Below are 19,440 nucleotides of genomic sequence, written 5' to 3'. Positions count from 1 at the left end.
CTACTACACCTCCAGCGGCGGCAACCTGCGCGTGCGCGAAGGGGAAACCCGTAACCTGATGGTCGAGGCCAGCGTTGAATTCTGATCGAGCGAAAAAGCCGCTGACGTGGCGAGCCTGGCTGGCTGCCCTCCTGCTGCTGGCGTTCAGCACCAGCGCGCTGGCCAGGGTGATCACCGATATTGACGGCAATCGGGTGGAGATTCCCGATAATCCGCAGCGCATCGTGCTGGGTGAAAGCCGCATGCTGTATACCCTGGCACTGCTGGCGCCGGATGACCCGTTCCGCCACATCGTCGGCTGGCCGCGCGATCTGCAAAAGTATGACAGCCAGACGTGGAACAGTTTTGCGCAGCGGTTTCCGCAGATGCTGAACATCCCGACGCTCGGATCGGGCGGCCCTCAGGCGATCAATCCGGAGCAGATTCTCGCCCTGCGGCCGGACGTGGTCATTCTGCCCAGCCTGGCGCGCTACGATGATGCCGATCTGAGGCTGGTCAGCATCCTGAATGCTGCGCATATTCCGGTAGTGAAGATCGATCTGCGCGTACATCTGTTAAAGAACACCCGGCGCAGCGTAGAGATTTTTGGTGAGGTGCTGAATCAGCAGGCGCGCGCGGCGGCGTTCAACCGCTTTTACAGTGCGCATCTGCAGGTGATCGAGGAACGGCTGGCGCGCTATCACGGGCCTAAACCCACGGTGCTGTTGCAGTTGCATCTGGGACGGCGCAACGAGTGCTGCGTGACGGCGATTAACGGCAGTCTGGGCGAGCTGCTCAACGCCGCCGGCGGCGACAATATTGCTGGCAAAACCCAGCATGGCGTGTTTGGCCGTTTGAGTGAGGAGCAGGTGATCGCAGCCCAGCCTGAGTATTACTTTGCCACCGGCTTTGGCGATAACGCCAGCGCAGGCCTGCTGCGCCTCGGGCCGCACGTCGCGCCCGACGCGGTGCTGAGCAGTTTTCGCCAGCTCACCGCGCAGCAGAACGGCCTGCGTGAGCTGAAGGCGATTCGCAACGGCCATGCAGCGGCAATCTGGATGAATTTTTATCTCAGCCCGTGGCATATTGCGGTGACCGAGTTCATGGCAAAAACGCTGTATCCGCAGCTGTTCGCCGACATCGATCCGCAGCAGACGCTGGAAACCCTGTTCCATGATTTCCTGCCGATCCCCTATCGCGGCACGCTGTTTATGCGGATTCCGGCGGTGGATTCATCCAGCCAGCACAAGCCATAGCGGCGCAGCGGTTGGATCAGCGCGATGAATCGCGCCGCTACAAAGCGTGCCAGCGAATAATTCCGTTATTACATACTGCACCAATCGTAGCGGCGCAATTTATTGCGCAAAAACACAGCGGCGCAGCGGTTTGATCAGCGCGATAAATCGCGCCGCTACGAAACGTGCCAGCGAATAATACCGTTATAAACACTTATTTATGCCTGCGGCTGGCGCTTAAACACCCAGAACGCCCAGCTGTGGTACAGCAACGTCAGCGGCAACACAATCAATAAACCCGTCACCACAAACCCCTGCGTCACCGGCGAGGAGGCCTGCTGGTGCATCTCCAGCTGCCACGGCAGCAACCACGGATAAAGCCCGCACGCCAGCGCCGCGACCACCACGCCCGTCTGCACCAGCGTGATCATCAATAACGCCACCATCGCTTCCCGCCACAGCGTGAGCAGCTGCAACAGCCACAGCGCAGGCAACAGGCTCAGCAACACTTTTCCCGGCCAGCGCTGCCAGCTCTGCTGCCACAGCGCCGGCTCCAGCAGCAGCACGGCGATAAAGCAAGCCAGCGTCACCACCCACCACAGCATGGCCAGCGCCCGCGCCCGCTCCACCACCGGCTCACCAATGCGCCAGCACAGCCAGCAGCAGCCCAGCAGCAGATCAACCGCCACCAGCCCGAGACCGCACAGCAGCGGCACCAGCGAAAAATCAATCACAATCCCGCTGGGCGGACGCGACACCAGCATCAACCCGCTCATCCAGCCTGGCAGAAACGCCGCCAGCAGCGAGCTGAACATCAGCAGCCGGTCCAGCCAGCGTCGCCCGGTCTCGCCAGGCTGGCCGCGATACGCCAGCGCCAGCCCGCGCAAAAACAGCGCCAGCAGGAAGAGAAACAGCGGCACTTTCAGCGTTTGTAACAGCAGACTTTACAGCGGCGGAAACAGCGCCAGCATGCCGCCTGCCAGCAACACCAGCCAGGTTTCATTGGCATCCCACAGCGGCAGCAGGCTGTGCACCATCCACTGCCGTTCTTGTGGCTGGTCGAAACTGTACAGCAGCATCCCCACGCCGCTATCCGTGCCATCCAGCGCCAGATACATCAGCAGGGCAAACAGCAGGAGCACCGCAGAAAGTTCGACTAACATCTTCACCCTCCTCAGGCTGGCGTCTGTATGGTTTCTGCTACCGCCGTCGCCTGCGGATCCGGCAGCGGTGCCGCCAGGTGGCGCAGCAGATAACCCAGACCAAAGGCAAAACTCAGTGCGTAAATCACCACCACCGACACGAAAATGGCGACGCTGCTGCCGAGGGACATTGGCGCCAGGCTATCGGCGGTACGTAGCATGCCGTATACCGTCCACGGCTGCCGGCCGACCTCCGTCACCACCCAGCCCGCCAGCAGTGCAATGAAGCCAGCCGGTGACATCAGCGCCAGCAGACGCAGCACGCGCCGCGACTGATCAAGACGACCGCGCCAGCGCTGCACATTGCCCGCCAGGCTGCTCAACAGCATCAGCAGCGCCAGTCCCACCATCAGGCGAAAGGCAAAAAACACCGGCAGCACCGGCGGCAGGCTGTCGCGCGGAAACTCACCCAGGCTTTTGATGTGGCCGCTGAGGTTATGGCGCAGGTAGAGCGAGCCGATAGCCGGGATCGCCAGCTCGGCGTGATTCCGCTGCTGCGCCTGATCGGGCAGCGCAAACAGCCGCAGCGGCTCGCCCTCCCCTGGCGCAGGCGGCTGCCAGCTGCCCTCGATCGCCGCCAGTTTGGCGGGCTGATAGTCACGGGTGTTTTCGCCGTGCAAATCGCCCACCACCATCTGCAGCGGCAGGATGCACAGCGACACCGTCAGCGCGCTGCGCAGCATCAGCCGGCTGGCGGCCTCGCCAGCATTACGCAGCAGGCGCCACGCCGCGACACCACCCAGCAAAAACGCCACGCTGATCCACGAGGCCAGCAGCATGTGCGCCAGCCGCCAGCCAAATGAGGGCGCGGAAATCAAACTCCAGGCGCTATCCGGCGTGAACTGCCCCGCATCATTTAGCGTAAAGCCGCGCGGAGTTTGCATCCAGGAGTTAGCGGCGAGGATCCAGAAAGCGCTAAAAATCGCGCCGAGCGCCACCAGACAGGTAATGGCGAAATGCACGCCGGGTTTCACCCGATCGATGCCAAACAGCATCACGCCGGTCAGCGCCGACTCGAGGAAAAAAGCGATCAGCACTTCATACAGCATCAGCGGACCGATAATGCCGCCCGCTTTGCTGGCAAACACCGACCAGTGGGTGCCGAACTGAAACTCCATGATCACGCCGGAAACCGTGCCAATCGCCACGGTGAGCGCGAATACCTTGATCCAGAAGTGCAGCGCCTGATGCGCTTCCGGCCGTCTGCCCCACAGCCAGCGCGCTTCAAACCACACCAGAAACGGGGCCAGCCCCAGCGTCAGCGCCGCCAGGGTAATGTGCATGCCCATCGTCAGGGCAAACTGACCGCGCGCGATCAGCAGCACCCACTCCTGGCTACTCACGGCTCGGCTTACCGCTGTAGCGGGTTATCGGCTTCTCCTCATCACCCTGCATTGCGCGTGCGAAGGTTTCCAGCGCCGCCAGCAGTGGCCGGATCCCCTGCCACAGCGCCTCATCATTCAGCAGTTTGAGCACACCGCTGACGCCCGGCGCGCTTTTTTCCTGCTGCGCCGTGTCGCTGGCCGGCTTCATCGCCAGCAGGGCATCCCGCAGCGCCAGCAGTAAATGGTTGAAACGCTCCGGCGGTACGGTGCTGAGCGTCATAAACAGCAGCGACAGGTTCTGAACCGCATTCTGCGTGCCGGGCCGGTTAAGCCCGGCGGCGACGATTTTGCCGATGTCATTGTTGGCTTTTACCATGTCATTAGCCAGGCGCAGGAAACCGTGCTGATGCAGATTCTCCAGCAGTTCGTTCAGCGCCTCCTGCGCGCTGGGTTCGGTGCGCGTCGGAGTGGGTTGATAGTGCAGCGGTTCGGCCATTAGCTTTTCTCCGGATGCGAAACGTGTTCAGGCGGCAACCGGTATTCAGGCTGCTGCCATTTTTGTTCAACGGGCAGATGATCCAGCGGCGTGCGCTGGCCGTGGCGGAAGTTGTGCAGCGGAATCGGGTGCGGCTGTGGCGCATGCGCCAGTTTACGCATCGTCACCGCAATCTCTTTATAGGCCGGGGTGTTGACGTCGGGATCGTGGTGTTCACCGGTCAGCCCGTTCACCCCCGGTTTGCCATGGTGGATAGGAATGAACAGCACATTGCCGGCCATCCGTTCGGTCACCACCACTGGCACCTCTACGCTGCCCCGGCGCGAACGCAGCTCCACCCAGTCGCCCTGCTGTAGTTGCCGCTCCTGCGCCAGCTGCGGCGAAATCTCAACAAACCAGTTGGGCGACAGCGATTTGATGCGCCCGCCCTGCCCGGTCTGATTGGTCGACTGGAAATGCTCCAGCATGCGGCCATTGTTCAGCAGCAGGTCGTACTGCGTATCGGGCGCTTCCATCGGTGGCTGCCATGTCAGCGGGTACAGACGCGCTTTGCCATCAGGAAAGGCGAACGCCTCGGTATACAGCAGCGGCGTGCTGCTGCCGTCGGCATTTACCGGCCACAGCTGTGACTGCCAGCCGACGAGGTTCTCATAGCTGACCCCGGCAAACAGCGCGGCGATACCCGCAGCTTCTGCCATGATGGCGCCGGGATTTGGGTAGTGCCAGTGATGGCCGAGACGCGCGGCGACCTCAGTCAGGATCTGCCAGTCAGGCCGGCTGTCGCCGAGCGGCGCAAACGCAGGCGAGAAGTGCTGAATGCGCCGTTCGGTATTCACGAAGGTGCCCTCTTTCTCCAGGCTCGGACAACCAGGCAGCACCACATCCGCAAACTGCGCGGTACGGCTCATGAAGATGTCCTGCACCACCATGAAATCCAGCCGGCTAAAGGCTTCGTGCACTTTGGTTGAGTCCGCATCAGAAAAGGCGGTCTCTTCGCCGATGATGTACATGGCGCGCACCCGCTGTTTATGCGCGTCTTCCACCATCATGAAGTTATCCAGCCCGGCTTCATCGGAAAGCGCTTCCGGTGCCACGCCCCAGGCGCGCGCCCATTTTTCCCGCACCTGCGCATCGGTCACTTTTTCGTAGCCGGGATAGACATTGCTTAAGCAGCCAAAATCGCTGGCGCCCTGCACATTATTGTGACCGCGCATCGGGTAGCCACCGGTGCCGGGGCGACCGTAGTTGCCGGTGACCAGCAGCAGATTAGAAAGCGCGGTGCTGGTATCCGCACCGTGGCTGTGCTGCGTAATGCCCATCGCCCACAGCAGGCAGGCGCTGCCCGCGTTGCCAATCATCTCGGCGGCTTCGGTCAACTGCGCCACGCTCAGACCGGTGACTTCACTGGCCATCTCAAGCGTAAACGGAGCCAGTGAGGCGCGATATTCCGCCACCTGATTAACGCGCGTGCGCAGGAATGCTTCATCGGCATAACCGTGATCGAACATGTAGCGCGCCATCGCCGATGCCCACACCATGTCGGTACCGGGACGGATGCGCAGATAACAGTCGGCGCGCTCGGCCATTTCGTGACGGCGCGGATCGACCACCAGCAGCTTTTGTCCGCGATGTTTGTGGCTCTGCTTGATATGTGAAGCAAAAACCGGGTGGTTTTCCGCCAGGTTGCTGCCAACAGTGATGATCAGGTCGGTCTGCTGCAGATCGCGCAGCGTACCGGCATCGCCGCCGTAGCCCACGGTGCGAAACAGCCCTTCCGTCGCCGGGTTCTGGCAATAGCGCGAGGAGTTGTCCACGTTATTGGTGCCGAAAATAAGACGGGCGATCTTCTGCGTCAGGTAGGCTTCCTCATTGCTGGCTTTACTGGAACCAATAAAACCAATGGCATTACCACCGTGCTGGCGCGCCACCGCGCGCAGGCCGTCGGCCACGCGCTGTAGCGCCTCTTCCCAGCTGGCCGGGCGGAACTGGCCGTTTTCACGAATCAGCGGCGTGGTCAGCCGGTTCGGGCTGTTCACAAAATCCCAGCCAAATTTGCCTTTGACACAGGTTGAGATGCCGTTAACCGGCGCATCGGCCACCGGCTGGATTTTCAGGATGTGGCGATCGCGCGTCCAGACTTCAAAACTGCAGCCGACGCCGCAATAGGTGCAGACGGTTTTGGTTTTTTTGATTTCGACTTTGCGCAGCGCATCATCGATCAGCGAAATTCCGGTGATCGGCTCCATACCGATGCTGTTTTCCAGCGATTTGACGAAATCAATCAGCGGCCGCTTCAGGTCTTCATCCATCGCGGTGAAGGGACCGGCGTCGGGCTGCATGGTTTTTTCCAGCAGCGCGTTGCACGGGCAGACGGTCACGCAGTGCCCGCAGCTGACGCAGCTGGAACCGGCAATCTGCGTCCCGCCATCCCACAGCACGCGCGGGTGATCGGCGCTGTAATCAATCGACAGCGTCTCATTTACCTCGACATTCTGGCAGGCTTCCACGCAGCGTCCGCACAGAATGCACTGATCCGGATCGTAGGTATAAAACGGATTACTGTGGTCTTTGCTGTCCGGTTTGCGCTGGTAGGGGTAATACTGAATCGGAATGTGCATGTCCGCGACGGTGTTATGCAACGTGCAGTCGCCGGTGTTGTGCTCACACACCGTGCAATAAAGCTCGTGGCGATTGAGGATGCGGTCCATGCCCTCCTGCTGTGCCGCCTGCAGTACCGCACTCTGGCTGACCACGCGCAAGCCCTCGGCGCTGCGTAACGTGCAGCCGCGCACGGCTTCGCCATCCACCTCCACCCAGCAGACATCACAGGTTTGCAGCGGCGGCAGCGCCGGGTGATAACAGACATGAGGCAGTTTTTTTCCCTGCTCCTGCAGAAAATCAATTAACGGTTGATTTGCGGTTCCGCTTAAGCGTTCACCATTAAATATAATGGTACATTGTGCTTCGCTCATTTAACGCCTCGTTTAAGCCATCGCTCATAAATATTCGGGCCGGACAGCGCCGGTTATTATGTAAAGTTATGCTTAGAGCTTAGAAACAAATATCTTTCGTGCAAGCAGGCCGACTCGCTTAATAACTCGCATGGCTTACGCAGCGTTAAAATAATCATTACGTTAGTGATTTTGTAACTAAAAATATCATTTCAGTTACGCCCGTCCCGCTTTAATAAATCGCGACTGCTTATTTTTTGACGTGACAAATATCACATCTCTGCCAGGCTTAATTTACACGTTCCACTGTACAAGGAGATAGGTATGACTTCATTTACTAACAAAACGCTGATTACCCAGGAATATCCAAAGCCGCCATTCAAAAAGCAGCATCAGCCCATTCCGGGATTAGCCAGTAAGATGGAACCCCGTCCCGATCACGGTGAAACCAGCTATCGCGGCACTGGCCGTTTAACCGGGCGCAAGGCGCTGATTACCGGTGGCGACTCCGGTATTGGTCGCGCGGTAGCCATTGCGTATGCCCGTGAAGGGGCAGACGTGGCGATCAACTACCTGCCGGAAGAGGAGCAGGACGCCGCTGAAGTGGTGCAATTAATCGAAGCGGAAGGCCGTAAAGCGGTGGCGATTCCGGGTGATATTCGCTCAGAATCTTTTTGCCAGCAGCTGGTAAAAGAGGCAGCAGAAAAACTCGACGGCCTGGATATTCTGGTGAATAACGCCGGTCGCCAGCAATTTAATGAGTCTATCCGTACGCTCTCAACGGAAGATTTTGACGCCACCTTTAAGACCAATGTTTATGCGATGTTCTGGATCACCAAAGCGGCACTGGAATATCTGCCTGCCGGATCATCCATTATTAATACCTCGTCGGTTCAGGCGTATGAACCGAGCGCCATCCTGCTGGATTATGCGCAAACCAAAGCCGCGATCGCCGCCTTTACTAAAGCGCTGGCGAAGCAGCTGGGCGAGCAGCAAATTCGCGTCAATGCTGTAGCACCAGGACCGTACTGGACCGCGCTGCAGGTGTGCGGCGGTCAGCCGCAGGAAAAAATCGAGAAGTTTGGTGCCAGCGCGCCACTGAGGCGTCCGGGTCAGCCGGCTGAAATCGCGCCGTTGTACGTGACCTTCGCTGAAACCACCAACAGCTTCACCTCAGGTCAGGTGTGGTGCTCCGATGGCGGTACCGGTACCGTCTGACCGGGGAATTCCACCCGCATTACGTGGCTGCCAGCAGGCGGCCACGCTGCCGTTTCTGCTGACAGGGAAGATCCATGAATAATCAAACGTTCCAGTCGCCGGTGCGCGAACGGGGCTTCGCGCGTCTCGGTGACTACGCGGCCATCGGCGAGGGCCGGTCGGTGGCGCTGATCGCGCCCGACGGCGCGATTGACTGGTGGTGCGCGCCCAACCTTGACTCCGCCCCGCTGTTTGATCGCCTGCTCGATCCCGAGATCGGCGGTTTTTTCCAGATCGAACCTGATGCCCCTTATCGTACCGAACGCGCCTACCGTGCTGACAGCAACGTACTGGAAACCCGCTTTTTTACCGATAACGGCAGCGTACTGCTGACCGAATCGCTAAACAGCACGCTGGCTGGTCGTCTGCCGTGGAGTGAGCTAGCGCGGCGCGTGGAAGGCGTTGACGGCGAAGTGACGCTGCGCCTGACGCTGCGCTTTGGCACCGTTGCCGAAACCCGCTCGCCGTGGCAGGACAGCACCGAACAGGGCGACGTCTACCACGTTGGCGATCTGCTGGCGATGCTGCGCACCAGCGAGGACTGGCAGATCGAACAGCGTGACGATGAGCAAATCAGCGCCACGCTACGTACGGCTGCGGACAGTCGATCGCTAGTGGCGTTGCTGGTCACCGAGCGCGAACCGCTGGCGGTGCCGCCGCTGGAGGCGATCGATACCCGGATTGAAACCAGCCATACCGCCTGGTGCGACTGGACCCGCAGCCTGAGCTATCAGGGGCGCTTTGCTGAGCACGTGCGCCGCTCGGCGCTGTCGCTGAAATTTTTATGGTATTCCCCCACCGGCGCGCTGGCGGCGGCAGCCACTACCTCGCTGCCGGAAGGCATTGGCGGGGAAAAGAACTATGACTACCGCTACGCATGGGTACGCGATGCCTGTCTGATCATCAAAGCCTTTGTTTTTCTCGGTGCGCTGGAAGATTGTAAAGCGGCGTTCTCCTGGCTGTCGAAAACCATCATTCGCCACGGTACCGCGCTGCGCACCTGCTACACGCTGGAAGGCGACGAAGTGCCTGCCGAACGCTTCGTGCCGCTGCGTGGCTATCATCATTCCCAGCCGGTACGCGTGGGCAACAACGCCCGCGACCAGCTGCAGCTGAGCATGTACGGTGATATGCTGGCGACCGCCGAGTTGTTTATACGCGCCGGGCACGTGCTGGACTTAGCCACCTCGCGCATGCTGGGTGCGCTGGCCAATCACTGTGCCGATCGGTGGCGGCTGAAAGACAGCGGTATCTGGGAACTGCCGGAACAGCAGCACTATACCCATTCGAAAATGGCCTGCTGGCTGGCCCTCGACCGTGCCGTGGCGCTGGCCGAAGCGCGCCACATTGAACCGACCTGGCTGAAACGCTGGCAGCGCGAGCGCGACCGCATCAGCAGCTGGATTGAAGCGCACTGCTGGAACGAAGAGAAACAGGCGTATGTGTTTTATCCCGACAGCAACGGCAGGCTGGACGCTGCGCTGGCGCTGGTGCATCCCTATGGCAGCCGCGTCAACCCGGCACGTATGCAGGCCACCTACCGTGCCATTGAGCAGGAACTGGGACACGGTAGCGCCATGCTGTATCGCTACAGCGGCACGGAACAGGAAGAGAGCACTTTTATCGCCTGCTCGTTCTGGCTGGTGGAAGCTTGGGCGGCGCTGGGCGAGACAACGCGTGCCGAAAGCGCTATGCAGCAGAACCTCGACAAGCTGTGCCAGCGCGGCAACGTGGAAACCTTCAATGAAATGTTCGACGTGCGCAGCGATGAGTGGCGCGGCAATATGCCGCAGGGCCTCAGTCATCTGGCGTTGATCTGCGCCGCACAGGCGTTGACCGATCATGGCTGAAATGCCCCGCCGGCTGGCGGGGCATGATGTTAACGCGAAGGCTGTGGCGCACGAAACACCAGCAGGATACCCGCCAGAATCGCCGCCATGCCCAGCAGGCTCAGCCACGGCAGTCGGTTACCCAGCAGCAGATAGTCGAGCAGCGCGGTAATCACCGGCACCAGATAAAACAGGCTGGTGACGTTAACGATACTGCCCGCGCTCAGTAAGCGATACAGCAGCAGCTGGGCCACCACGGAGATCATCACGCCGAGGAACAGCGCGGCCAGCCAGAAATGTAGCGTGAAGCTGACATGAAAAGGTTTAACCGGCAGCAACAGCAGGCACAGCAGTAAACTCACGCCGTACTGCAGCGGCAGCACCTGCGCCGGATGCTGCGTCACCCGCTGCTGCATGATGGCACCGAAGGTCATGCACAGCAGCGCGGCCAGCGCAAACAGCACGCCGCTGAGCGGCAGCTGCGACGCCGCCAGACTGCGCCACACCAGCAGTATCAGCCCCGCCAGCGCGACCGTTAAGCCCATTAACCGCCTGCCCGGCAGACGCCGCTCCACCAGGCACAGTGTGAGAATAGGCTGGATGCCCATGATGGTAGCAATTAGCCCTGGCGTCACGCCCTCCGCCATCGCCTGGAAATAACACAGCGAATAAGCGCCGATCAATACCAGGCCAGTCAGCATCACGCGCGGGCGCGTACCGGGCTGCGGCAGCCAGCGGCGGCGAAACAGTCCCACCAGCAACAGCGCGACCAGCGCGATGCTAAAACGCACCACCAGCAGCGCCAGCGGTGAGGCATTATCCAGCCCGAGACGCGAGAAAATGGCTGCGCTGCCCCACAGCAGCACAAAGCCTGACGTCGCTGCCTGCGAAGTCAGCGAAGAAGAAGAACGCATAGCATTGCTCCTGAAACAAACGTTGTAAGCGCGCTCGCTAAGCGAGGCGCAGGAAGTTCGATACTTAGCGAATCACAACGCGTGCCGGAGGTGGCGGGCAGCAAGGCGCATACAGGCGAAAGTCAGATGACGATGCGGAATCAGCAGAGAGTGTCATAAACGCGCCTGTAGCATGGGGTTGAGGCCAAACGTTAACAGATTGTTTACACCCTGTCATCCATTTAGCCGTTGCGGAAACACCTCACGCAACCAGTCGATCAGTACCCGCAGGCGCTGGGTGAGATGGCGGCTTTGCGGATAAACCACGTGGAACGGATAGTCGGACGGACGCCAGTCGGCGAGGATCTCCACCAGCCGTCCGGCCTGCAAATCCGCGGCCGCAGCGTAACGGAACGTCTGGATGATGCCCAGACCCGCCACCGCCGCGGCAAGGTGCGCGTTGCTCTCATTGACGCCAACGCGATGCGCGGTCTTTACCTCGATTCGCTCTTCGCCGTGGCGGAAGCGCAGCGGAAAGGCGCGCCCGCTCTGCGGCGACAGATAGCTGATGATGCGATGGCCGTTGTTCAGCTCCTGCGGATACGCCGGAATGCCGTAGGTCCGCAGATAGCCGGGCGTGGCACAGGTGATCATTTGCGCATTGCCTAAGTGCCGTGCCACCAGTGACGAATCGCTCAGCGGACCGCCGCGCACTACGCAGTCCACGTTATCACTGATGAGATCCACGGTGCGATCGGACACGCCAAGGTCCAGGGTGATATCGGGAAACCGGGCGACAAAATCGGGCAGCGCCGGCAGCAGCACATCACGCGCCGTTGAACCGCCGATATCCATACGCAGCTGACCGCGCGGCTTTGCCGTGACGCTATTGAACGCACAATCGATATCTTCCAGATCGCGCACGATGCGCAGCGCTCGCTCGTAGTAATCGCGCCCTTCTGCCGTCACTGTGACCCGGCGCGTGGTGCGCTGCAACAGGCGCACGCCGAGATGCGCTTCCAGCTCCTGCACCAGCTTACTCAGGGTGGCGTTAGGCATATCCAGTGAATTGGCGGCTCGGGTAAAGTTGCCTGCCTCGACCACGCGGGCGAACGCCCGGATTGCCAGCAATTGATCCATCACTGCACCTCAGCTGATTATCCACCCAGAGAAATAGTCCTTTCGATTTTACACCATTTATCAGCAAAAGCAGCGGCGCTACAGTGCATTTCAGCGACGGCAAGGCCGTCACCACTTAACCTGATCAACTGTGGAGTACATACTATGAACCTGATTCTGCAAGACAAAATTGCTTTAGTGACCGGCGGCACCTCCGGTATTGGCCTCGCCACTGCTCAGGAACTGGCGGCACAGGGCGCACGCGTGTTTATCACCGGTCGTCGTCAGGCTGAGCTGGATGCAGCCGTCGCCAGCATCGGCGCCGCCGCCACCGGCATTCGCGCCGATGCGGCACAATTAAGCGATCTGGATGCTGTCTATGCGCAGATTGCGCGCCAGGCCGGTCGGCTGGATATTCTGTTTGCCAACGCCGGTGGCGGCGACATGCTGCCGCTGGGTGCCATCACAGAAGAACATTTTGACCGTATCTTCGGCACCAATGTCCGTGGCGTATTGTTCACCGTGCAGAAAGCGCTGCCGCTGCTGAGCGATAAGGCATCGGTGATTCTCACCGGCTCCACCGCCGCAATTCAGGGTACGCCGGGCTTCAGCGTTTACAGCGCCAGTAAAGCGGCGGTGCGTAACTTTGCCCGCTCGTGGGCGCTGGACGTGAAAGATCGCGGCATCCGCATTAACGTGGTGAGCCCTGGCCCGGTACAGACGCCAGGCCTGGGCGGCCTGGTGCCGGAAGATCAGCGCCAGGGGCTGTTCGATGCGCTGGCCGCGCAGGTACCGCTCGGTCGTCTGGGTGAGCCGGGAGAGATTGGCAAGGTGGTGGCGTTTCTCGCCTCCGACGCCGCCAGCTTTATTAACGCGGCCGAACTGTTTGTCGATGGCGGTATGGCGCAGGTGTAAGCGGGTATTGTACCGGTGCGCCGCCCGGCGCACCGGCTTTCTGCCTGAAGCATGGCTGCGGTTACCGCAGCGAATGCTCACCTGCTACCGCAGCCGGCTCGCCAGCGGTGAGCTGCTGCTCCAGCTGCTCCAGCGAAATGCCTTTGGTCTCCGGCACGCGACGCAGCACAAAGACAAAGCCCGCCGCACAAATCACGCCATACAGCATAAAGCTGCCCGCTGCACCAAGTCCGGCATTGAGGATGGGAAAGGTATAAGTCAGCACAAAACAGGCAATCCACAGCGCCAGCGTGGCGACCGACATCGCCAGACCGCGAATCCGGTTGGGGAAAATTTCCGCAAGCAGTACCCAGGTGACCGGCGCCAGCGTCAGCGCGTAAACCGCAATCGCCGCCAGTACCAGAATCAGCACCGGCCAGCCGGTGATGCCCAGCGTGTAGGCACCGGCAATCAGTGCATAACACAGCGTCAGTCCACCGGCACCGATCAGCATCAGTTTGCGGCGGCCGAGCCGGTCCACCAGCGGCAGTGCCAGCACTGTTGCCAGCAAATTGATCAGGCCGGTGGCCACGATCGACTTCAGCGTGCCGTTGATATCGAAACCGGCCGAAGCAAAAATCTCCTGCGCATAGTTAAAAATCACGTTAATACCGCACCACTGCTGGAAAATCGCCAGCACGATGCCGGTGATGACAATTGGCAGCGTGCGCGGTGCCAGCAGCGAGCCAGCGCGGGCGCGCGTTTGCTGGCGATCCTGCTCCAGCGCGCGGGCAATCTCGCGCTGCGTCTGCTGCGCATAAGCAGGCGAACCAATTTTATTCAGCATCGCCAGCGCGCGCTGCGGCTGGCCCACCAGCATCAGCCAGCGCGGTGATTCCGGCACCCACATCATCAGCAGCAGAAATGCCAGCGACGGCACGGCGGCCGAGGCGAACATCCAGCGCCAGCCAACCTGACCGTTCCAGGTTTCACGCAGCGCCGCATGGGTTGATGCGCCGACGACCGGATCGGCAATCATCAGGTTGATCAGCTGCGCCGCCAGCACGCCAATAACGATTGTCAGCTGGTTAACCGCGACAAACTTGCCGCGCTTGTCTGCCGGGCTGATCTCCGCGATGTACATCGGGCTGAGCGCCGAGGCGATACCAATGCCGACGCCGCCGAGAATGCGCCACCAGACAAACAGCGTAAAGCTGCTGGCCAGCGCGGTGCCGATCGCCGACACCACAAACAGCAGTGCGGCGACAATCAGCGGCAGCCGCCGCCCCAGCTTGTCCGCTGACCAGCCGGACACCAGCGCACCAAATACGCAGCCCACCAGCGCCGAGCTCATCGCCCAGCCGGATGCCGCCGGATCGGTGACGTTGAACCAGGCCTCATAGAAGGGTTTGGCCCCGCCAATCACCACCCAGTCATAGCCAAACAGCAAACCGCCGCAGGCTGCCACCAGACAGATGCTCCACACGTAACGCATATTCAGATGTTGATGATTGTTCACGGCCACTCTCCGCACCAGGGTCAAAGTGCGGCTATCTCACCACCGATACCGCAGGGTGAAAGTTCAGGCCCTCACAGATTTTAGTAACAGGAGTTTAGTAAACTACGCCGTACCGGGATCGGCCTCGACATAGAGATAACCGATGCCGAGGACCTGACGCGCGCGGTCAAGCTGACCAAAATGCACGTTGGTGGCTTTGCTTTTCAGCGCATCGCGCGGATCGAAGGGATTGAAATCAATCTGGTGCACAATGGTCTGCAGCCAGCTGTCACCAAAAGTACAGCTGCGACCGTACAGCCAGATTTGATTGATATTCAGTGTATTAAGGAAATTGTACAGACTCATGCCGATGGCTTCCGCGCTGCGCTGCGCCCACTCGACAATCCACGGCTCGCCGGCCTGCCAGGCGGCCAGCAGCTGACGGCTGGTGGGCTGCACCGCCTGCGGCGCGCGCTGATGCGCCAGCCGCTTAAGCGTGCTGAGCGAGGCGACCGTCTCCAGGCAGCCCTGCCGTCCGCAGTTACAGCGCTCCCCGTGCGGATCAATAATGGTGTGGCCAATCTGCCCGCTGCCGTACAGGTTGCCGCGAAAGATCTCGCCGTTGATGACAAATGATGAGCCGATGCCGTAATCGACATTGATGACGCAGAATTCGGCCAGCGCATTGCGGTTCAGCCACTTTTCCGCCAGCGCCAGCATCACGCAGTCGTTATCGACGCGGACGTCAACCGCCAGCTTCTCCTCCAGCAGAAACTTCAGCTGCAGCGGGCTGCGCCACGCCGCCTGCGGCATATGCTGCGAGACTCCGGTTACCGGATCGACCTGCCCGTGCACCGCCAGCGCCAGATTAATCTGCCGCTTCGGCCAGCGTTTACAGGTCGCGCGCCATACCGTTTCAATCTCCGCCAGCAGCTGCTCTGGCGTCTGCGCGTCGATGCTGATTTGCTGATAGTCGCCCTGCGCCACCAGCTGCGCATCCGCCAGCTGCAGTTCAATGCTGGTCGGCTTGACGCACAGGCACAGCGTCCACGCGCCCTCGGCCGGCAGTTGAAAACTGCCGTTACTGTTGCCGCGCGTGCTCAGCGTGGCGCTGGAGTGCTGCACGTGGCCCTGCTCCAGCAGCTCCTGCAAAATCTTGCTGGCTGCCGGTATGGTCAGGCCGCTGAGCTGCGCCAGCTGCGATTTGCTCAGACGTTTATGACGCCACATCAGCTGCATAAACAGCGCTTTATTGTGCTTACGCACCTGGAAATTATTCAGTCCGACGGTTTTCACGCGGCCTCCTTTCGCTTCATCCGCGCTCATCTTACTAAACAGTGTTTACTGACTTCTGTGATGGTTGCGCCATCCTGCACGCCTGCCGTGCTTTAGAGTCCCTGCTCATAACAACCCGTTCGCGCTATCCCGGTAAAAAACGTTCAGATAATGCCGGGCGAACGCTTTATCTGGCTGTGCTGACACCAACCCTATTGAGAAAACATAATGACAACATCACCTGCAACCCATCCGTGGCTGATCCGCCTCGGCATTCCGCCCGCGCTGGCCTGGGGCTATCTGGCGGTCCTGCTGTTTATGATTGGCGACGGCGTCGAGTCCAACTATCTCGCGCCCTATCTGCACGAAAACGGCTTTTCCCTGAATATCGCTGCCTGGGTAATTGCCTTTTACGGCGTCACCGTCACGCTGGGCTCATGGCTGGCCGGTTCGCTGTCAACGCTAATTGGCCCGCGTAAAGTGATGCTGGCGGGCGGCCTGATCTGGATTGTGTTTGAAGTGCTGTTCCTGGCCGTGGCGCTGCCGTCGCACAGCGTGCTGCTGCTGGCACTAACCTATGGCCTGCGCGGCGTGGCTTATCCGATGTTTGCCTACGCCTTTCTGGTGTGGATTCAATCGGCGGCCCCGGCGGAGATGCGCGGCTCCGCCACCGGCTGGTTCTGGCTGGCGTTTACCGGCGGGCTGCCAACGCTCGGTTCGCTGGTAGCGATCTTCTCTATCCGACTGGTGGGCGAATACGCTACCTTCTGGCTGTCGCTGGGTCTGGTGGCGATCGGTCTGCTGGTGATGCTGCTGGCGCTGAAAGAGCGCAGCGGTTATCAGTCGCTGCTGGATGCCGAACATCGTCAGCAGGGCACGCTGCGCACGCTGATGGGCGGCATCGATATTCTGTGGCGTGAGCCGCGCATCGCTGCCGCGGCAGTGGTGCGCATCATCAACACCACGCCCTACTTCGGCTTCTTTATTTTTCTGCCGGGCTTTTTCACCGAACAGATTGGCTTTTCCCAGACCGAATACCTCAGCCTGATCACCATCATGGGACTGGTGGGCATGAGCTTTAATCCGATCGTTGGCAAGCTGAGCGACCGCATCGGCTGGCGCAAAGTGCTGACGGTGTTCGGCGGCCTGGGTTCCGGCGTCTCGATGCTGCTGATGTACTTTGTGCCGCAGTGGAGTCACGGCAGCTTTGTGCTCAGCGTGATCTGCGCCTGCCTGTACGGCATCACGCTGTGCGGCTACGTGCCCGCCGCCGCGCTGTTCTCATCGCTGTGCCAGCCGAAGGACAAAGGTAACGCCATGGCGATTTACTGCTTCGCCGCCGGTTTGTCCACCTTCTTCGGTCCGGCGCTGTACGGCGCAATCAATGCACTGCTCGGCACGCTCGGGGTAATTTGGGGCTACGCCTTCCTGTATCTGGTGAGTGCGTTTATCTCGTGGCGTTATCTGCTCAGTCCGCTCGATCCGGGCGAGCAGCACAACCCGGCGGCGCAGCGCCTGCGCCGGTTAGATTCCATCGCATCGGAGTAAACGGAGCGTTATGAAAGAGTACGATTACATTGTGGTGGGCGGCGGGAGCGCGGGCTGTATCGTTGCCGCGCGCCTGGTCAGCGAAGGAAATGCACGCGTGCTGCTGCTGGAGGCCGGGCGCGACGAATACCATCCGGTGCTGAAAATGCCCGCCGGCTATATGAAGTTTCTCGCCAGCGACCGGTTTCTGACGATGCATCAAACCGAAGCGCAGCCGCAGCTCAACGGCCGCGGCGTGATCGTGCCGCAGGCCAAAGTGCTGGGCGGCGGTTCGACTGTCAACGCCATGGTCTACATGCGCGGCCATAAACAGGATTACGCCGACTGGAACCGCGCGCTGGGCCATCAGGGCATCGACTGGTCGTGGGAGGCGCTGCTGCCGCACTTTACCGCCATCGAAGATAACGATCACCTCGGCGCACCCAATCACGGCGTTGGCGGTCCGATGAAGGTGTCGCATCTCGGCCACTTCAGTCCGCTGAGCCGCGCCTATGTCAAAACCCTGCAGGGGCTGGGTATTCCCTACACGGCGGATTTTAACAGCGGCAATCCGTCTGGCGTCGGCTTCATGCAGCACACCATTGACGGTCAGACGCGGCAGCGCTGCAGCGTGGTCGATGCGTTTATCAACCCGCTGCGCCATGACGCACGGCTGACGCTGGTCACTGGTGCACAGGTTGAAGAGGTGCTGTTTGACGGCACCTGCGCCAGCGGCGTGCGCTATCGTCAGGATGGCCAGCCGCAACAGGCCCGCGCCAGCCGCGAAGTGATTCTGGCCGCCGGTGCCTACCAGACGCCAAAACTGCTGATGCTCTCCGGCATCGGTCCGCAGGAACAGCTGAAACAGCACGGTATTACCGTGCGCCATGCCTTGCCGGGCGTGGGTAAAAACCTGCAGGACCATTACGAAGTGCCGGTGGTTGCCAGCACGCGCGGTGCGTTTGGCTACTACGGCCAGGATCGCGGCTGGCCGATGGTCAAAGCCGGACTGCAATATCTGCTGTTCAAAAGCGGCCCGGTGACCACCACCGGCGTGGAAACATGCGCCTTTTTCGATCCGCTCGATTTCACGGCGACGCCCACCATTCAGATGTTCTGCGTGCCAACGGTCTATCTCGATCGCGATGTAATGGGTGCCGATCCCGGTGACGGTGTCACGGTGAATTCCCTGCTGCTGCGCCCCAAAGCCACCGGTGAAGTGACGCTGCGCGATAACCACGCCAGCAGCCTGCCGGTGATCGATACGCAGATTTTCGGCCATCCGGACGATTTAGCCCGCACCCTCGCCGGCTTTCGCTTTGCGCGTCAGGTGCTGGCCGCCGCGCCCATCCGTGAGATGGTCGATGAAGAGATTTTCCCTGGTGCGGAAGTCACCAGTGATGACGCGATTGGCACCCACTGCCGGCGCATGGTGAAAACCGGCTATCACCCGGTCGGCACCTGCCGCATGGGACACGATGACGACCCGCTGGCGGTGCTGCACGACGACCTGCGCGTGCGTGGCGTACAGCGGCTGCGCGTGGTGGATGCCTCGATGATGCCGAATATTATCAGTGGCAACACCAATGCGGTGGTGATGGCAGTGGCGCATCGCGCTGCGGAGCTGGTTCTGCAGTCACAACTTGTCGAGCACAAGGAGGCCGTGTATGAGTGACAAACTGGCGCGCCTGCAACAGGCGCTGGCACACTGGCAGCTGGATGCGGTATTGCTGACGCGCCGCGATAACATCGCCTGGCTGACCGACGGGGCCAGCTATTATGTGGTAGAGCGTGCCGAGACCGGCGTTGCCAGCCTGCTGATCGGCCGCGACAGCGTGCTGCTGCTGGCACTAACCTATGGCCTGCGCGGCGTGGCTTATCCGATGTTTGCCTACGCCTTTCTGGTGTGGATTCAATCGGCGGCCCCGGCGGAGATGCGCGGCTCCGCCACCGGCTGGTT

General features: G+C 60.7%; 13 protein-coding genes and 2 pseudogenes. 7 read left to right on the top strand and 8 right to left on the bottom strand.

Annotated elements, in window-relative coordinates; all coding sequences use genetic code 11:
* Nucleotides 1-119: 119 nt before the first annotated feature.
* Complete coding sequence (locus ERD80_RS17855; RefSeq protein ID WP_248295871.1) at nucleotides 120-1,235, top strand: ABC transporter substrate-binding protein; 1,116 nt, start codon at nucleotides 120-122, stop codon at nucleotides 1,233-1,235.
* 197 nt (nucleotides 1,236-1,432) lie between these two features.
* Here the strand turns inward: ERD80_RS17855 and ERD80_RS17850 are convergent.
* The 4 genes and pseudogenes from ERD80_RS17850 to fdhF form a co-directional block, all read right to left on the bottom strand.
* Nucleotides 1,433-2,377: pseudogene (locus tag ERD80_RS17850) on the bottom strand (cytochrome d ubiquinol oxidase subunit II).
* Nucleotides 2,378-2,388: 11 nt separating this feature from the next.
* Nucleotides 2,389-3,759, bottom strand: coding sequence for a cytochrome ubiquinol oxidase subunit I (locus ERD80_RS17840; protein ID WP_136547896.1), 1,371 nt, complete (start codon nucleotides 3,757-3,759; stop codon nucleotides 2,389-2,391).
* On the bottom strand, nucleotides 3,752-4,237 hold the full coding sequence (locus ERD80_RS17835; RefSeq protein ID WP_021509544.1) for a hypothetical protein: 486 nt from the start codon (nucleotides 4,235-4,237) through the stop codon (nucleotides 3,752-3,754). The genes ERD80_RS17840 and ERD80_RS17835 overlap by 8 nt, the downstream gene beginning before the upstream one ends.
* Nucleotides 4,237-7,209, bottom strand: coding sequence for a formate dehydrogenase subunit alpha (fdhF, locus tag ERD80_RS17830; RefSeq protein ID WP_136547894.1), 2,973 nt, complete (start codon nucleotides 7,207-7,209; stop codon nucleotides 4,237-4,239). The genes ERD80_RS17835 and fdhF overlap by 1 nt, the downstream gene beginning before the upstream one ends.
* A 303-nt stretch (nucleotides 7,210-7,512) precedes the next feature.
* Between fdhF and ERD80_RS17825 the strand changes: the two genes are divergently transcribed.
* Nucleotides 7,513-8,406, top strand: coding sequence for an SDR family oxidoreductase (locus tag ERD80_RS17825; RefSeq protein ID WP_136547892.1), 894 nt, complete (start codon nucleotides 7,513-7,515; stop codon nucleotides 8,404-8,406).
* 74 nt (nucleotides 8,407-8,480) lie between these two features.
* A complete protein-coding gene (locus tag ERD80_RS17820; protein ID WP_136547890.1) occupies nucleotides 8,481-10,295 on the top strand; it encodes a DUF5911 domain-containing protein in 1,815 nt (604 codons plus the stop codon).
* Nucleotides 10,296-10,324: 29 nt separating this feature from the next.
* Here ERD80_RS17820 and ERD80_RS17815 read toward each other — a convergent pair whose 3' ends face one another.
* Both ERD80_RS17815 and ERD80_RS17810 read right to left on the bottom strand, forming a co-directional pair.
* Nucleotides 10,325-11,188, bottom strand: coding sequence for a DMT family transporter (locus tag ERD80_RS17815; RefSeq protein WP_136547888.1), 864 nt, complete (start codon nucleotides 11,186-11,188; stop codon nucleotides 10,325-10,327).
* A 213-nt stretch (nucleotides 11,189-11,401) separates the two neighbouring features.
* Nucleotides 11,402-12,307 (bottom strand): LysR family transcriptional regulator, encoded by a 906-nt coding sequence (locus ERD80_RS17810; protein ID WP_104093558.1) that lies wholly within the window; start codon nucleotides 12,305-12,307, stop codon nucleotides 11,402-11,404.
* Nucleotides 12,308-12,451: 144 nt separating this feature from the next.
* Here ERD80_RS17810 and ERD80_RS17805 point away from each other — a divergent pair, with 144 nt between their 5' ends.
* Nucleotides 12,452-13,201 carry an SDR family oxidoreductase gene (locus ERD80_RS17805; protein ID WP_136547886.1) on the top strand — a complete coding sequence of 250 codons (750 nt, stop codon included), beginning with the start codon at nucleotides 12,452-12,454 and terminating at the stop codon, nucleotides 13,199-13,201.
* Between the two features lie 61 nt (nucleotides 13,202-13,262).
* Here ERD80_RS17805 and ERD80_RS17800 read toward each other — a convergent pair whose 3' ends face one another.
* Nucleotides 13,263-14,699, bottom strand: coding sequence for a sugar porter family MFS transporter (locus ERD80_RS17800; RefSeq protein WP_136547884.1), 1,437 nt, complete (start codon nucleotides 14,697-14,699; stop codon nucleotides 13,263-13,265).
* A gap of 102 nt (nucleotides 14,700-14,801) precedes the next feature.
* Entirely contained in the window at nucleotides 14,802-15,974 is a 1,173-nt protein-coding gene (locus ERD80_RS17795) for an ROK family protein (RefSeq protein WP_136547882.1), read from the bottom strand.
* Between the two features lie 207 nt (nucleotides 15,975-16,181).
* Between ERD80_RS17795 and ERD80_RS17790 the strand changes: the two genes are divergently transcribed.
* From ERD80_RS17790 to ERD80_RS17780, 3 genes and pseudogenes are all read left to right on the top strand, one after another.
* The gene (locus ERD80_RS17790) at nucleotides 16,182-17,501 is read left to right on the top strand and encodes an MFS transporter (protein WP_059011891.1); all 1,320 of its coding nucleotides are present in this window, start codon (nucleotides 16,182-16,184) and stop codon (nucleotides 17,499-17,501) included.
* 10 nt (nucleotides 17,502-17,511) lie between these two features.
* The gene (locus tag ERD80_RS17785) at nucleotides 17,512-19,155 is read left to right on the top strand and encodes a GMC family oxidoreductase N-terminal domain-containing protein (protein WP_136547880.1); all 1,644 of its coding nucleotides are present in this window, start codon (nucleotides 17,512-17,514) and stop codon (nucleotides 19,153-19,155) included.
* Nucleotides 19,148-19,440: pseudogene (locus ERD80_RS17780) on the top strand (aminopeptidase P family N-terminal domain-containing protein); the annotation flags it as partial. The gene ERD80_RS17785 and the pseudogene ERD80_RS17780, both read left to right, overlap by 8 nt.

Source organism: Pantoea sp. R102, assembly GCF_004916815.1.
GTDB lineage: Bacteria > Pseudomonadota > Gammaproteobacteria > Enterobacterales > Enterobacteriaceae > Pantoea > Pantoea dispersa.
The sequence above is the reverse complement of the archived record's forward strand: the minus strand, read 5'-3'. Positions and strand labels throughout refer to the sequence as shown.

Excerpts from the sequence above, each read along its gene's own strand:
- fdhF (WP_136547894.1), bottom strand. The coding sequence starts at position 7,209 with ATGAGCGAAGCACAATGTACCATTATATTTAATGGTGAACGCTTAAGC.
- ERD80_RS17815 (WP_136547888.1), bottom strand. The coding sequence starts at position 11,188 with ATGCGTTCTTCTTCTTCGCTGACTTCGCAGGCAGCGACGTCAGGCTTT.
- ERD80_RS17835 (WP_021509544.1), bottom strand. The coding sequence starts at position 4,237 with ATGGCCGAACCGCTGCACTATCAACCCACTCCGACGCGCACCGAACCC.
- ERD80_RS17820 (WP_136547890.1), top strand. The coding sequence starts at position 8,481 with ATGAATAATCAAACGTTCCAGTCGCCGGTGCGCGAACGGGGCTTCGCG.
- ERD80_RS17790 (WP_059011891.1), top strand. The coding sequence starts at position 16,182 with ATGACAACATCACCTGCAACCCATCCGTGGCTGATCCGCCTCGGCATT.
- ERD80_RS17810 (WP_104093558.1), bottom strand. The coding sequence starts at position 12,307 with ATGGATCAATTGCTGGCAATCCGGGCGTTCGCCCGCGTGGTCGAGGCA.
- ERD80_RS17805 (WP_136547886.1), top strand. The coding sequence starts at position 12,452 with ATGAACCTGATTCTGCAAGACAAAATTGCTTTAGTGACCGGCGGCACC.
- ERD80_RS17825 (WP_136547892.1), top strand. The coding sequence starts at position 7,513 with ATGACTTCATTTACTAACAAAACGCTGATTACCCAGGAATATCCAAAG.
- ERD80_RS17785 (WP_136547880.1), top strand. The coding sequence starts at position 17,512 with ATGAAAGAGTACGATTACATTGTGGTGGGCGGCGGGAGCGCGGGCTGT.